The organism is Allobosea rubneri, assembly GCF_032464875.1.
GTDB lineage: Bacteria > Pseudomonadota > Alphaproteobacteria > Rhizobiales > Beijerinckiaceae > Allobosea > Allobosea rubneri.
In genome coordinates this window covers 129,561-142,820 of record NZ_JAWDID010000003.1, presented here as the reverse complement: position 1 = coordinate 142,820, position 13,260 = coordinate 129,561, and the positions used below count along the sequence as shown (strand labels likewise).

Here is a 13,260-nt window from a genome sequence, read left to right as displayed (position 1 = left end):
AGGGCGCTTGTTCGAAGGAGGCTCGCGGTGTCCGAAAGGGCGCCGCGGGGGCATCACGTCAGAGCAGCCCCACCTGATGGAACTTCGACGCGACGATCTCCTTGTCGAACGGCTTCATGATGTACTCGTCGGCGCCGGCATGCATGGCGCGGGCGATATGGGCGATGTCGTTCTCGGTGGTGCAGAACACGACCTTGGGGCGCTTGCCGCCGGGCATCTGCCGGAGATTCCTCAGGAAGTCGTAACCGTCCATGATCGGCATGTTCCAGTCGAGCAGCACCGCGTCCGGCATTTCGCCGCGGCAGGCGTCGATCGCGCGCGCGCCGTCCTCTGCCTCGGCGATACGGAACTGCAGGCCCTCGAGGATCCGGCGGGCGACCTTGCGGATGACAGCGGAGTCATCGACCACGAGGCAGTACTTCATTTCGGTTCTCCAGAGAGGCGGCTGCTCAGGCGGCGACCGGCAATTCGATTCTGAGGATGGCATCGACGTCGAGAACGACCAACAGGCGATCTTGGAGCCGGTGCACGCCCTTGGCGACACCGGCCCAGCTCCGGTCGAGATGAATCGGGACGGGCTCGAAGGTCGAGCGTTCGAGGCGCATCACCTCGCCGACCTTGTCGACGATGAGTGCGAAGGCCTCGCCACCTTGGTCGATGCCTACGGCGACGAGCTCGCGCTCGCCTTCGCCGGGCGAAGCGGGGGCGGAAGGCTGGCCCATGCGCTCGCGCATGCTTATGGCGGTGACGATGCGGCCGCGCAGATTGAGCAGGCCGACGATCTCGCGCGGCGCCAGCGGTACCGGCGTGATGCGCGTGGCGATGAAGACGTCCTGGACGCGGCCGATCGGCAGGCCGAGCAACTGCTCGTCGATGAAGACGGTGACGTAGTCGAGCGAGTCCTCGAAACCGGATTCGTCGGCCTCGTCCCTGGAGACTATCGTGGTCATGCCGCTTGCCTCTGTGCCCGGCACTCGGCCAGTTCCGCGATCAAGGCGCGCCGGTCGAATTTGGTGACGACCTCGTCGAAGCGGGCCTGGGCCGCGGCGAGGTGCAATTCGGGGGTCGGCAAAGTCGACAGGCCGATGATCCGCAGACCGGCATGCCTCGGCTCGGCGCGGAGACGGGTGGCAAGCGCCAGGCCGGCAGCCGGATCGCGGTCCAGATCGAGCACGACCGCTGCGAGATCGGCATGGCCGGCGGCGATGCCAGCGGCGACCCCGATGTCGGCGCTCTGGCTTACCCGCATGCCCGAGGCCTTGAGCACCGGCAGCAGCATCTCGCGCAGGAAGTCGGAAGGCTCGATCAGCAGCACATGCGGCGCGTCGGCGAGGGTCGCATCGCGGCGGCTGCGCAGCCAGTTGGCGTTCGCCTTCGGCAGATAATGGGCGAGATCGAGGATCTCGGTCGCGCGGCCACGGATGATCGCCGAGCCGACCACACCTTGTTCGGCCATCGCGACCATCTCGATGTCGAGCGTCTCCTCGACGATGTCGACGATGGCATCGACCGCGAGCGCCATGGTGAAGTCACCATCCGAGAAGATCACCAGCGGCTGCAGGCCGCTGGCCCGGATCTCGACGCCCTCGACGGGCACGATCGGCATCAGCCGGCCGCGGTAGTTGAGCAGGGAACGCCCGCCGCCGCTTTCGAAGATTGCGGCATCGACCTCCTCGAGCCGGGTCACCAGTGCCAATGGTACGGCCTTGAGCCGGTTCGCTCCTGCCCGGAAGACCAGCATGGTGGTCCGCTCGGCAGCGGTGGCGACGTCACCGGCCGTGCCGGGGAGCGGGCCGTCCTGGCCGGCGGTCAGAGCCCCGACCAGGCGCGCGACCCCGTTGGGGTCGATGATCAGCACGACGGCGCCGTCGCCCAGGATCGTATTTCCGGAGAAGAGCGGAATATGCCGCAGCTTCGTCGACATCGGTTTGACGACGATTTCTTCGGTGTGGAACACCGAGTCGACGAGGATGCCGAACTGGCGCTCGCCGACCTGCGTCACGACGATGAAGCCGTCCTCCAGCGAGGCCGTGCCACGGTCCATGACGCCGGCGAGCGCGATGATCGGCAACAGCCGGTCGCGCAGGCGCAGCACAGGCGAATCGTTGATGCTCTCGATGCGGTGCTCGCTGCCCGGCTTGACCCGCACCAGTTCGCGCACGACCACCTGGGGAATGGCGAAGCGCTGTGCGCCCGAGGCGACGATCAGCGCCGAGACGATGGCCAGCGTGAGCGGGATCTTGATGGTGATCGCCGTGCCGGCGCCGGCGACACTGGCGATGTCGACGACCCCGCCGATCGCGTCGACATTGACCTTGACGACGTCCATGCCGACCCCGCGCCCGGAGATCGCGGTGATGTCCTCGGCGGTGGAGAAACCGGGGTGGAAGACGAAGCGCAGGATCTGCGCCTCGCTCATCTTCTCAAGCTCGGCCTCGCTGGCCAGCCCTTTCTGCAGCGCCTTGTTGCGGATGCGGGCGACATCCATGCCGCGGCCGTCATCGGCGATGGCGATGGTGACCGCGCCGCCCTCGTGATAGGCCGAGACGCGGATCGTGCCGGCTTCCGGCTTTCCGAGTGCCAACCGTTCCGCCGGCGGCTCGATCGCGTGGTCGGCGCAGTTGCGCACCATATGGGTCAGCGGATCCTTGATCAGGTCGAGGATCTGGCGGTCGAGTTCGGTGTCTTCGCCCTCCATCACCAGCTCGATCTTCTTGTCGAGATCGGTGGAGAGGTCGCGCACGATGCGCGGCAGTTTCGACCAGGCGTTGCCGATCGGCTGCATCCGGGTCTTCATCACGCCGTCCTGCAGCTCGGCGGTAATCAGGGAGAGGCGCTGCAGCGGCGCCTTCAGCCCGGCATCCTCCTGCTGGCGCGCGATCTCGAGAAGCTGGTTGCGGGTCAGCACCAGCTCGGAGACCATGGTCATCAGGTGTTCGAGCGTGTCGACATTGACGCGCAGCGTGGCCGGCCCGACGGGACGCATCGGCTCTTCGCTGCCAGGCGCGCGCGGCTGGTCGAGTGGGCTCGGTGCCGCCCGGAAGACCAGGTCGATATCATCCGACTTTGTGTCGCTGGCAGGCCTGTTCTCGGCCGCCGATCTGGCGAGGTAGGCCGCGACCGGGTCGAGGTCAGCGGGGCCCTCGCGGCTCGCCAGTTCCTGCTTGGCCTTGGCGGCAAGGGCACGCAGCTGGCCGATCAGAGGCTCGTCATTGCCCGGCGGCTCCTGCCCCTTCTCGGTCAGCTCGGCCATGATCTCCTTGATCTGGTCGATCGTCTCGAGGATCGCGGTGACGGCGGTCGAGGAGACCGAGGCGCCGTCGCGGAGCTGGCCCATCACCGATTCCGCGGCGTGGGTCAGCGCCTCCAGGCGCGGCAGGCCGATGAAGCCGCAGGTGCCTTTGACGGTGTGAACCAGCCGGAAGATGTTGCGCAGGATATCGGTGTTGTTCGGTTCCTGCTCGAATCTGACGAGCTCGCGATCGACCGTGTCGAGATGCTCGCCGGTCTCGCTAAGGAACTCTTGCAGCAACTCGTCCATGCGAGGACCGTTCACTCACGCCACTGATGCCGCCGGGATTGTGCGGGCGAAGGGTTTATGATCGGTTGAGAACGCCCGGAAAAACGGTGTTTCCGGGCGCTTGCTCTTTGGTTTTTCGAGCGTTTCGGCTCAGGCCTGATCGGCGGAGATGCTGACGGTGTCGCCCTCGATGCTGAAGGCGATCGCCATTCCGGCCGCGCGGGCGACCATTCCGGTATAGACCGGCTGCACGGCATGGGCGTCGATCGCGCCGCTTTCGGAGCGGCCGGCGATGAGGTCCTCGACATGGGCGGGAATGCGGGCATGCGAGCCGGTCGCGGTGATCCGGAAGGTGCCCTGCTCGCCGGTGACCGTGGTACGGCAGGTGATCTTGCCGCCGCGCGGGATCGCCTGCGTCGCCAGCACCAGCAGGTTGAGGACGAGCTTGACCTGGTTCTTCGGCAGCAGGGCGCGCGGCGCTTCCCAGTCGAGCGAGAGCTTCTCGTCGTTGAGGAAGCCGTTGGCGACGTTGCCGGCATCGCCGAGGTCGATCATTGCTCCGGCGGAGCCGGCTGCGCCGAAGGCGAGACGGGCGAACTGCAGGCGGGCGGAGGCGTTGCGGGCGCTCTTCTTGATCAGGTCGAGCGCGAATTCCTTCATCGAGGGATCGTCCTCCTCGAGCACCTCGAGCGCGTTGACGATGGCGCCGACCGGGCTGATCACGTCATGGCAGACGCGGCTGCACAGAAGCGCTGCCAGATCGAGCGGCTCGAGCGTGATGGCGGTCATGATCTGGTCCTGGGTCACAAGGGGGCAGCGCCACCGGCGCCGGCATAGGTGTCGCAGAATGCGCGAGTCTGGTTTGCGGGAAGTTAAGCATAAGAGCCGGGGGTGAATAACTTCGGCCAGCATGTCCGCCCGGGATGGCGGCCAGAAGGCGAGCCGGCTTTCCCTTTCTCCTGCAATGCACTAGGTGGTTATGTCTCGCGCAGCGTGTCCGACATGGGCTGCGGGTATGGCTGGGAAACCATGACGATTGCTCCCGACGATCCGCTGCTCGACGACCGGGACCGGCTTGCCGGTCTCCTCGGCGAGGCGGCGCGGCGCAGCGCGGCCGTCCTGCTCGCCAAGCGTTCGGCCCGCGACGTCAAGCTCAAGCCGGACGGCTCGCCGGTCTGCTCGGCCGACATGGCTGCCGACGAGGCGGCGAAGGCGGCGCTGGCGCAATTGCTGCCCGATTTTCCGGTGATCAGCGAGGAGAGCGTCGGCGAGATCGAGGTCGCGCCGGTCTTCATCCTGCTCGATCCGCTCGATGGAACGCGCGAGTTCCTGGCTGGCGGCGACAGCTATTGTGTCTGCATCGCCATCATCTGCGCCGGCCGGCCGATCGCGGGCGCGATCGCGGCGCCGGGTCTCGGCCGGCTCTGGTATGGCGGCGAACGCGCTTTTGCCCAGCCGCTGGGGCCGGATGCGGCGCCTGCTGGCGCTCCCGTCATGATCCAGGTCAGGGCCGAGCCCGCGGCCGGGCCGCGCATGCTGGTCAGCCGGTTCCATGGCGATCCCGTCAGCGCCGGAATCGCCGCGGCGATCGGCGACGGCGAAGGCGCCCCGGTGTCGTCGGCGGTGAAGTTCGGACTGATCGCCGCCGGCGAGGCCGATCTGCATGTCCGCTGCGGCACGACCATGGAATGGGATGTCGCCGCTGGGGAAGCGATCCTGGACGCAGCCGGCGGTGTGGTGCGGACCCTCACCGGCGCGGTAACGGCCTATGGCTGCAGCGAGCGGGCCTTCCGCAATCCGCCTTTCGTGGCGGCGGGCAGCGAGGACCTCGCGGCTCGCGCCATCGCGCAGGCCCTCTGCAGCCCCTCCGCCTGAGGCTCAGCGGGCGATCTGCCGGGCCACGGCCGGCCAGTTGATCCGCGCCTTCTCTTGCAGGCCCGCATCGGCCAGGAAGCGGCGGCGGCTCTCTTCATCGCGGAAGAAGAACAGCTGGTTGCCGATGAGCGCGAAGCGGCGCGGATCGGCATCGGCAGCATAACCATCGGCGACCGCACTGGCGTCGAAGCCGGCGAAGCGCGGCTCGTAGAGCGCGGGAGCGTCGAGGAAGGCGTCGCGATTGGCGGCGCTGGCGAAACGCCAGACGGCCCCGGCATGGGTCAGCTCGTGCTCCGGCAATCCCGGTAGCGGTCCGCCGCCGAGATGGTACGCGACAGGGTCGAAACCGGCGAGCGCGATGGGCGAGTGTGTTCCGCGCATCATGCTTTCGCCGAGACCGGGCAGATCCGGCAAGCCAACCGGCAGGGACGAGGCCTGCTCCTGTCCGCGGGCAGCGCCGGCAGACAGCGCGAGCACGGCGCCGATCAGGGCGAAGATGCGCCGATTTTGCCTTGCTGCGGCCTTCATTGCCGGAAAATCCTCGGAAATGCGTCGTCGCGCGCGGCAGGCGGGCGGTTGTTCACCGCTTGGATACATATGCAGGGTATCCAAGCAGTTACCGTAATCGCGTGGAATCGACGCGTATTGGCGCACTTCTGCGCCGCCGCCGCCCGGATCGAAGGCAGAATGCCTGGCGCCCGGGCCGGCCTGGAGACGATGTGATGAACCAAATCCGCCGCAACCTGCTGGCTGCCGCGCTCCTGCTCGCGGCCAGCGCCGCGAGCGTAGTCAGCGCTCCTGCCGCCGCTCAGCAGAACTCTTTCTCGCAGAACGAGCTGGTCACCTCCGGCCATCAGTTCTTCGGCAATGTCTCGCGCGGCTTCGCGCTCACCGTCGAGGAGGCGGTGCGCCGCTGGGGTGAGCCCAACGGCTATGTGCTCGGCCAGGAGGCGTCCGGCGCCTTCGTCGGCGGGCTGCGCTATGGCGAGGGCACGCTGTTCACCCGCAATGCCGGTGACCGCAAGGTCTTCTGGCAGGGGCCCTCGGTCGGCTTCGATTTCGGCGGGGAGGGCGCCCGCACGATGATGCTGGTCTACAATCTGCCGAGCGTCAGCGCGCTCTATCAGCGCTTCGCGGGCATCGACGGCTCGGTCTACTTCGTCGGTGGCTTCGGCTTCACGGCGATGGCCGCCGAAGGCGTCACGCTGGTGCCGATCCGCACCGGTGTCGGCTGGCGGCTCGGCGTCAATCTCGGCTATCTCAAGTTCACGCCGGAAGCGACCTGGAACCCGTTCTGAGCAGTCGAGCTGCCGTTACTGGAATTGTGCTTTCGATCATGGCAAGCTGACTTTTCGGGCGTAGTCTAGAATGGAGCTGCCAGCCTTGATCGAAGCCGTCATGCTCGTTGCGCTCGGCTTCCTGGCTGCCAGTCTGCTTGCGCTCGCGGCGCTGCCGGCTCTGGCGCGCCGCGCCGACCGGCTGGCGCGAAGGCGGGCCGAAGCGGCATTTCCGCTGTCGCTGGCGGAGATCGCAGCTGACCGCGATCATTTGCGGGCCGAGCTCGCCATGCGAGAGCGGGCGCTCGAGCAGCGGGCGGAGAGCGGCTTTGCCGCCAAGGCCGGCGCGATGACCGAGGTCGGCCGGCGCGACATGGCGATCAGCCAGCTCGAGAGCGACCTTTCCGATCATCGCAGGCGCATCGAGGGCCTCGAAGCGGATCTGAAGCAGACCCGGCACGGTCTTGCCCTCACCCGCGAGGAACTCGCCCGCGAGAGCGCCGGCCATCAGACGACGCAGGCGACACTTTCGGAGCGGGTCGACGATCTTGCGGCGCTGGAAGACCAACTCGCCGAGACCCGGACGGCGCTCGGCGGCACCGGTGCCGACCTTGCGGCGCGCAGCCACGAACTCGCCGAAAGCAGGGAGACGAACGGTCGGCTCGAAACGCTCCTGGCGGAGCGCGAGGCGGAGCTGGCGGCGATCCGGATCTCGCATGACGGGCAGCATGTCGCACTGGTCGAGGCCGGCACGCAGCGCCTGACGCTGGAGACGAAGCGCGACGAGCTTGCGTCAAGGCTGGCCGCGAGCGAGAAGGCGCTGGCCGAGGCGAGGACGTCGCTGGCGGCGATGAAGATCGACCGCGACAGCGAGCGCCTGCGCGCCGACGCCGTCACCGGTCGCGCCGTCGAAGCCGAGGCCGCACACGCGGCGGCCGATGCCAATGCCGTCAAGCTCGGAGCCGAGATCGTCAGGCAGGAGGCCGCAGTGAAGCAGGGATCGGTCGAGCTCGCCGAAGCACTCAGCCGGATCGCGACCTTGGAGAAGCAGCTGGAAACCGCCGCGACCGCCAAGGCCGAGCTCGAGCGGGGGCTGGCGACAGAGGCCACGCGGCAGCGCGAGACCATGCGCGAGCGCGACGAGACGATCGAGGCGCTGCATGGCGAGGTGCTGACCCTGCGCGGCGCGCGCGATCAGGCGCGGGCCGATCGGGCCGGGCTGAAGCGCGAGCTAGCGACGCTGCGGCGCCAGGGCGGCACGGGCGACAAGGCGGACGAGACCGCCTTGCGCCAGGAGATCGTCAGGCTGGCCGACACCTTGCTGGCATCGGCCGAAAGCCGCGAAGCGGCGGAGTAGGCCGCGCCCTTCCTCAGTAGGGATGACGGTCCTTCTTGTTCATCCAGGCCTCATAGGCCTTCAGACCGGTCTCCCGTTCGAAGTTCTCGGCGACCTTGATGCGCCGGTCGGCCCAGGGCTTGGCGAAGTCCTCGTACTGGAAAGCGTCGTCGAAGCCGATCGCGCTCGTGTCCTTCAGGCTCGCAGCGAAATAGACGTTGTCGATGCGTGACCAGTAGATCGCGCTCATGCACATCGGGCAGGGCGCGCCGTTGATGTAGATGCTGCAGCCCTTGAGCATGCGGGCGCGCTCGGGAACCGGGTCGGGCGAGCCCTGCTCGCGCGGGATCATTTCGAGGATGGTGCCGGCGCCGTAGTCGCTGCCGAGCAGAGCCTTCGGGTTCAGGCGTGCCGAGGCGTCCATGATCGCGGTGACTTCAGCATGGAAAACCGGGATGCCGGTGAGCAGCACGCGATTCTGGCCGCGGCCGATGATCTCGCCGTCCTTGACGATCACCGCGCCGAACGGGCCGCCCCAGCCCTTCTCGACGGATTCGATGGCGAGGCGAGTGGCCTCCTCCATGAACTTTTTGTCGCCGGGCGGAGGCGGGGCGGCGTTGGCCGAGCGGGCCGACAGGCCGATCATGCCGGCAGCGCCGGTGGCAACCGCCGTCGCCAGGAATTTGCGCCGTCCCGGCGCCGCGGGCGCCTCGCACCCCGCCTCATGGGCGGCCTTGCAACTGCAGGTCTTCATGCCGTTTGGCTCTCTCGCTTGGTGAGGGAATTCTGACAGGCCGGATGCGGACGCCGCCCTTCTGCTTGCGACAGGATGGGGTGGCGCGCAGAGCCGCGCCTCTCCTTACGGCAGAAGTGCTGTGCGATTGGTTACCTTGCGTCAGGTTCCTGTCGGCGAGAGAGCGGAAAACCGGTTTCCCCTTTTCGGCGGGATGCTCTAGGGAGACGACGCGTCTTCGCTTGGGCGCAGCCTCTCTGTGCGGCTCTATCGGTAGGGATGATGACGGATATCGTTTGTATCGGCGAGCCCCTGGGCGAGTTCAACGCGACACGCGGCGAGGCGGGCGCCTACCGCTTCGGCCTGGGAGGCGACACCTCGAACTGCGCCATCGCGGCGGCACGGCAGGGCGCCAGCGTCGCCTATGCCGGGGCACTCGGCAATGACGAGCCCGGGCGAGCACTTCGGACGGCCTGGGCGCAGGAAGGCATCGACGACAAGCATGTCTCGACCCATGCGACGGCGCCGACCGGGCTCTATTTCGTGGCGCATGGCGAGCAGGGACACGTCTTCTCCTATCTGCGCGCGGGCTCGGCTGCGAGCCTCTACGGCCCGGCCGATCTGCCGCGGGAGCTGATCGCCTCGGCCAAGGTGGTCCAGGCTTCCGGCATCAGCCAGGCGATCTCGGCCAGCGCCTGCGACGCGGTGTTCGAGGCTTTCGAGCTGGCGCGCCAGAACGGCGTGCTGACCGCCTACGACACCAATCTGCGCCTCAAGCTCTGGCCGCTGACCCGGGCCCGGTCGATCGTCCATACCGCCTGCCAGATGGCCGACATCGTCCTGCCGGGCGACGGCGACGCCAAGCTCTTGACCGGCCTCGAAGAGCCCGACGCCATCGTCGATTTCTATCTCAGGCTCGGTGCCAAGGTGGTGGCGCTGACGCTCGGCCATGAGGGCTCCCTTGTCGCGACATCCGAGCGCCGCCAGCGCTTCGTGCCGATCAAGGTCGAGGCGGTCGACGCGACCGGGGCCGGCGACTGCTATGACGGCGCCTTCCTCGCCGAGTACATCCGTACCGGCGATGCTTTCGTCGCCGGCGCCTATGCGAATGTCGCGGCGGCGCTCTCCACCCAGGGCTATGGTGCGGTAGCCCCCCTGCCGCGCCGGGCCGAGGTCGAGGCGCGGATCGCAGCAGAGGCAGCTCTCAAGGCATGACTATTCCGATCCTGACGCAAGCGGGCGAGCTCCTCGCCCGCTACGAAGTGCTGATCAGCGACGTCTGGGGCGTCGTCCATGACGGCGTGCTGGCGCTGCCGCCGGCCTGCGAGACGCTTGTGCGCTATCGCCAGGCGGGCGGCACCGTCGTCCTGCTCTCGAATGCGCCGGGGCCGTCGGAGCAGATCGCCGGCGTACTCGACGACAAGCGCGTGCCACGCACTGCCTGGGACCGGCTGGTCACCTCCGGCGATGTGACGCGGGCGCTGATCGGGGCGAGCCATCTGCGCAAGGCCTACCATATCGGCTGGCATGAGGACCGCGCGGTGTTCAAGGGCTTCGACGTCGAGCTCGTCGACGAGGACGAGGCCGAATTCGTCGTCGCGACCGAGCTCAACGACTATCGTACCGAGCAGCCGGAGCAGTACCGGCCGCAGCTCGAGCGCTTCGCGGCGCGGGGTTTGCCCTTCATCTGCGGCAACCCCGATCTCGTCGTCCATGTCGGTCATGATCTCCTGCCCTGCGCCGGGGCACTGGCGACGATCTATGAGGAGCTCGGCGGCCGGGTCGCCTGGGCCGGCAAGCCGCATCGGCCGGCTTACGACCTTGCTCTGGCGGCGGCGCGCGATGCGCGCGGCGGCCGCGACGTCGATGCCGGCAAGGTGCTGGTGATCGGCGACGCCGTGCGCACCGACCTCGCCGGCGCGCGGCTGATGGGCTTCGACAGCCTGTTCATCGCCGGCGGTATCCATCGCGACGAGACGATCCGCGATGGCGCGGTCGATCCTGCGGGGCTCGCCAAGGTGCTGGCGACGCATGCGCCGCTCCCCGTCGCCGCGATCGCAGCGCTGGCCTGAGGCTCACACCGGCGGCGGGTTCGCCTTGCGGATCCGCTCGCCGATCGCCTGGAAGAGGCCTTCGAACGGCCGGAAGGTGAAGCGGATCGTCGAGCGGCCGGGCGGCACCTGCACGGCGCGGAAAATCACATTGGCACGGAGCAGCTCGGCCGGCTTGCCGTCGACCTCGACCTGCCACCAGGGCTGCCAGACATCGTTGAGGACGACGAAGCCGCCGGCGGGCGCGTCGGCCTCCAGCGTGACGTCGGTGGTGCCGTAGTCGCGGATGCTCACCGTGCCCGGCCCGGCCGGGCCGCCCGGCAGCTTCGGCGGTGCCCGGTCGAGCAGCACGATGCGCCGCGGATCGAAGCCCGCCGGCCATTGCCCGCTCTTCAGGATGGCGTCGAAATCGGCCTGCTGCGCATTCGTGACGAGCAGGACGCGCGGCAGGGCCCGCGGATTCTCGTAGACGAAGGCGTCGGCGGTCCGGGCGATCTGGACGAGGTCACCGGGCTTCAGCGCCTTGTCGATCTGCTCGACCGGCACGCCGGTGGCGATGAAGCGCAGGCCGAGCATGTCGGCGAGCAGCGAACGATAGGACGGCATCAGCGCCGAGAAAGTTCGCTGGTCGGGCAGGGCGACATGGTCGCCGGCGCCGGTGGCGGCGCTGTAGAGGCCGAGCCGCAGCGGATTGTAGCCGAGCGTATTGTCGAGCCCGTGGACCAGGCTGGCATTGGGCCAGTGGAAGTCGATGCCGGCGAGCTCGATGCGGTCGCGCCGGTCGGGGCCGGCGGTACGCGCGGTCTCGCGCTTGAGCAGGGCGATGGTCTCGTTGCTGCTGTCGGCGCGCAGGACCTCGTAGCGGGATGAAGGCAGGGCAGTCGACTCGCTCGGGCCGTTGTTGACCGAGAGGTCGATGGTCATCGTCATGGCGAGGATCAGCGTGGCGGCCATGCCTGCCCCCTGCAGAGCGAGGCCGCGCGCGGCGACGAGGGCGCCGGCGACCAGCAGCAGGCAGAGCAGGGCGGTGATTGCCGGCAGTGCCGCGACGCCGAGCCGGCCCGTCGTCCAGGCGAGCCAGATGGCGAGGCCGAAGGCGGCGCCGAGCAGGGCGGCTTCCAGGGCGATCTGCCAGGGCCGGGGGCGCGGCGCGGTGTCGGTCAGGACGAGATGGGTGAAGTAGCCGCCGAGGATGGCGAAGAGCGCGCCGAGGATGAAGAGCGCATCGGCCGGCCGGCGGTAGAGATCGATGCCGGGCAGCGCCGCGAACATCAGCTGGAAGCCCGGCGTATAGCGCCCGAGCGCGTAGACCAGCACGAGGATGGCGGCGACGCTCAGCGCCACGATCTCGCGCCGCCAGAGGCCGCCGCGGACGACGCCGACGCCGATGATCATCAGCAATGGCAGCAGGCCGAGATAGAGCACGCTCATATTGCGGGCGAGGTAGAGGTCGACCGGGCCGAAGCGGGCCTCCCAGGCCGGGCTCGGCGGCCCCCAGAAATTCTCCAGCGGGCCGGCGGCACCGTAGAGATTGGCGATCAGCCCGGTGAGCAGCGAGGCCGGATGCAGCGAACCTTTGCCGGCGCCGGCGAGGTCGATCATTGGGCGGTTCGATTCCTGCGCGAGGAAGGCGGTGAGCAGGATCGGTATCGCCGCGACCAGCACGGCGCCGAGCACGCCGAGGGACAGCGGCATCATGCTGCCCTTGAGGGCGCGCAGCGGCTGCTTCGCCATGGCGATCGCGGCGATGACGAGCCCGGCGAGGACGTAGACGCCGATCAGCGCGACCTGGTCGCGTCCCAGCACCATGAAGCCGGCGACGATGCCGGCGAAGAAGCCATAGCTCCAGGAGCCGCGTTCCAGGGCGCGCGAGAGCAGCAGCAGCGTGATGGCGAAATAGGCGAGGCTCAGAACCTGCCCGACATGCTGGATGCGCCAGGCGGCCGAAGCCCCGAAGGCGAAGGCGAGGGCGCAGACCACGGCACCGCCCGGATGCCAGTTGCGGTCGCGGAAGACGAGGACGAGGCAGAGCGCGCCGACCAGCAGCGAGCCGAGCAGCGCGCCGTCGCTCCAGCGGAAATCGGGTGTCGGATTGATCAGCGCGATCAGCGCGAAAGGCGGCGAGAAGATCAGTGACTGCGGATCGGCGACCTGCGGCGATCCGGCAAAGACGAAGGGCGTCCAGAACGGCGACAATCCCTTGTGCAGGGCGCTGGCGAGGAACTGGAGCTGCGGGTGGAAATGCGCCTTGGCGTCCCAGGGCACGGTGACGACGCCCGACAACCAGGGCCAGGACAGAGCGAGCCAGGCGGCGCAGACGATCAGGAAGACCTTGGCGACAGGCCAGGGCGCGCTCACCGCCGCGAGATCGGACCGTTCTTGCTCGGACAGCTTCTGCTCGGACCGCTTCTGTTCGGACATGGCGGCTTCCTGCCCCAGGCCCCGCACCGGATCAATGCCCGGCGCGG

Annotated in this window: 12 protein-coding genes; 5 read left to right on the top strand and 7 right to left on the bottom strand. The window is 68.5% G+C overall.

Going from position 1 to position 13,260, the window contains the following annotated elements:
* Positions 1-58: 58 nt before the first annotated feature.
* From RKE40_RS03510 to chpT, 4 genes are all read right to left on the bottom strand, one after another.
* Positions 59-424, bottom strand: a complete 366-nt coding sequence (locus RKE40_RS03510; RefSeq protein ID WP_066470969.1) for a response regulator — start codon at positions 422-424, stop codon at positions 59-61.
* 25 nt (positions 425-449) lie between these two features.
* Complete coding sequence (locus RKE40_RS03505) at positions 450-950, bottom strand: chemotaxis protein CheW (protein ID WP_316016852.1); 501 nt, start codon at positions 948-950, stop codon at positions 450-452.
* On the bottom strand, positions 947-3,541 hold the full coding sequence (locus RKE40_RS03500; protein WP_316016951.1) for a hybrid sensor histidine kinase/response regulator: 2,595 nt from the start codon (positions 3,539-3,541) through the stop codon (positions 947-949). The genes RKE40_RS03505 and RKE40_RS03500 overlap by 4 nt, the downstream gene beginning before the upstream one ends.
* A gap of 129 nt (positions 3,542-3,670) precedes the next feature.
* The gene (gene chpT / locus RKE40_RS03495; protein WP_316016851.1) at positions 3,671-4,309 is read right to left on the bottom strand and encodes a histidine phosphotransferase ChpT; all 639 of its coding nucleotides are present in this window, start codon (positions 4,307-4,309) and stop codon (positions 3,671-3,673) included.
* A gap of 240 nt (positions 4,310-4,549) precedes the next feature.
* Here chpT and RKE40_RS03490 point away from each other — a divergent pair, with 240 nt between their 5' ends.
* Positions 4,550-5,395, top strand: a complete 846-nt coding sequence (locus RKE40_RS03490; RefSeq protein ID WP_316016850.1) for a 3'(2'),5'-bisphosphate nucleotidase CysQ family protein — start codon at positions 4,550-4,552, stop codon at positions 5,393-5,395.
* Positions 5,396-5,398: 3 nt separating this feature from the next.
* Here the strand turns inward: RKE40_RS03490 and RKE40_RS03485 are convergent, their stop codons facing one another.
* Complete coding sequence (locus RKE40_RS03485) at positions 5,399-6,049, bottom strand: YHS domain-containing (seleno)protein (protein WP_316016849.1); 651 nt, start codon at positions 6,047-6,049, stop codon at positions 5,399-5,401.
* A gap of 68 nt (positions 6,050-6,117) precedes the next feature.
* Here RKE40_RS03485 and RKE40_RS03480 point away from each other — a divergent pair, with 68 nt between their 5' ends.
* Together RKE40_RS03480 and RKE40_RS03475 are read left to right on the top strand one after the other, a co-directional pair.
* Positions 6,118-6,693, top strand: coding sequence for a DUF1134 domain-containing protein (locus RKE40_RS03480; protein ID WP_316016848.1), 576 nt, complete (start codon positions 6,118-6,120; stop codon positions 6,691-6,693).
* A gap of 85 nt (positions 6,694-6,778) precedes the next feature.
* A complete protein-coding gene (locus RKE40_RS03475; protein WP_316016847.1) occupies positions 6,779-8,029 on the top strand; it encodes a coiled-coil domain-containing protein in 1,251 nt (416 codons plus the stop codon).
* Between the two features lie 13 nt (positions 8,030-8,042).
* Here RKE40_RS03475 and RKE40_RS03470 read toward each other — a convergent pair whose 3' ends face one another.
* On the bottom strand, positions 8,043-8,762 hold the full coding sequence (locus RKE40_RS03470) for a nucleoside deaminase (RefSeq protein ID WP_316016846.1): 720 nt from the start codon (positions 8,760-8,762) through the stop codon (positions 8,043-8,045).
* 261 nt (positions 8,763-9,023) lie between these two features.
* On the opposite strand from RKE40_RS03470, the gene RKE40_RS03465 reads away from it, so the two are divergent.
* Both RKE40_RS03465 and RKE40_RS03460 read left to right on the top strand, forming a co-directional pair.
* Entirely contained in the window at positions 9,024-9,956 is a 933-nt protein-coding gene (locus RKE40_RS03465) for a sugar kinase (protein WP_316016845.1), read from the top strand.
* Positions 9,953-10,813, top strand: coding sequence for a TIGR01459 family HAD-type hydrolase (locus RKE40_RS03460; RefSeq protein ID WP_316016844.1), 861 nt, complete (start codon positions 9,953-9,955; stop codon positions 10,811-10,813). The genes RKE40_RS03465 and RKE40_RS03460 overlap by 4 nt, the downstream gene beginning before the upstream one ends.
* A gap of 3 nt (positions 10,814-10,816) precedes the next feature.
* Here RKE40_RS03460 and RKE40_RS03455 read toward each other — a convergent pair whose 3' ends face one another.
* A complete protein-coding gene (locus RKE40_RS03455; RefSeq protein ID WP_316016843.1) occupies positions 10,817-13,213 on the bottom strand; it encodes a glycosyltransferase family protein in 2,397 nt (798 codons plus the stop codon).
* Positions 13,214-13,260 lie beyond the last annotated feature (47 nt).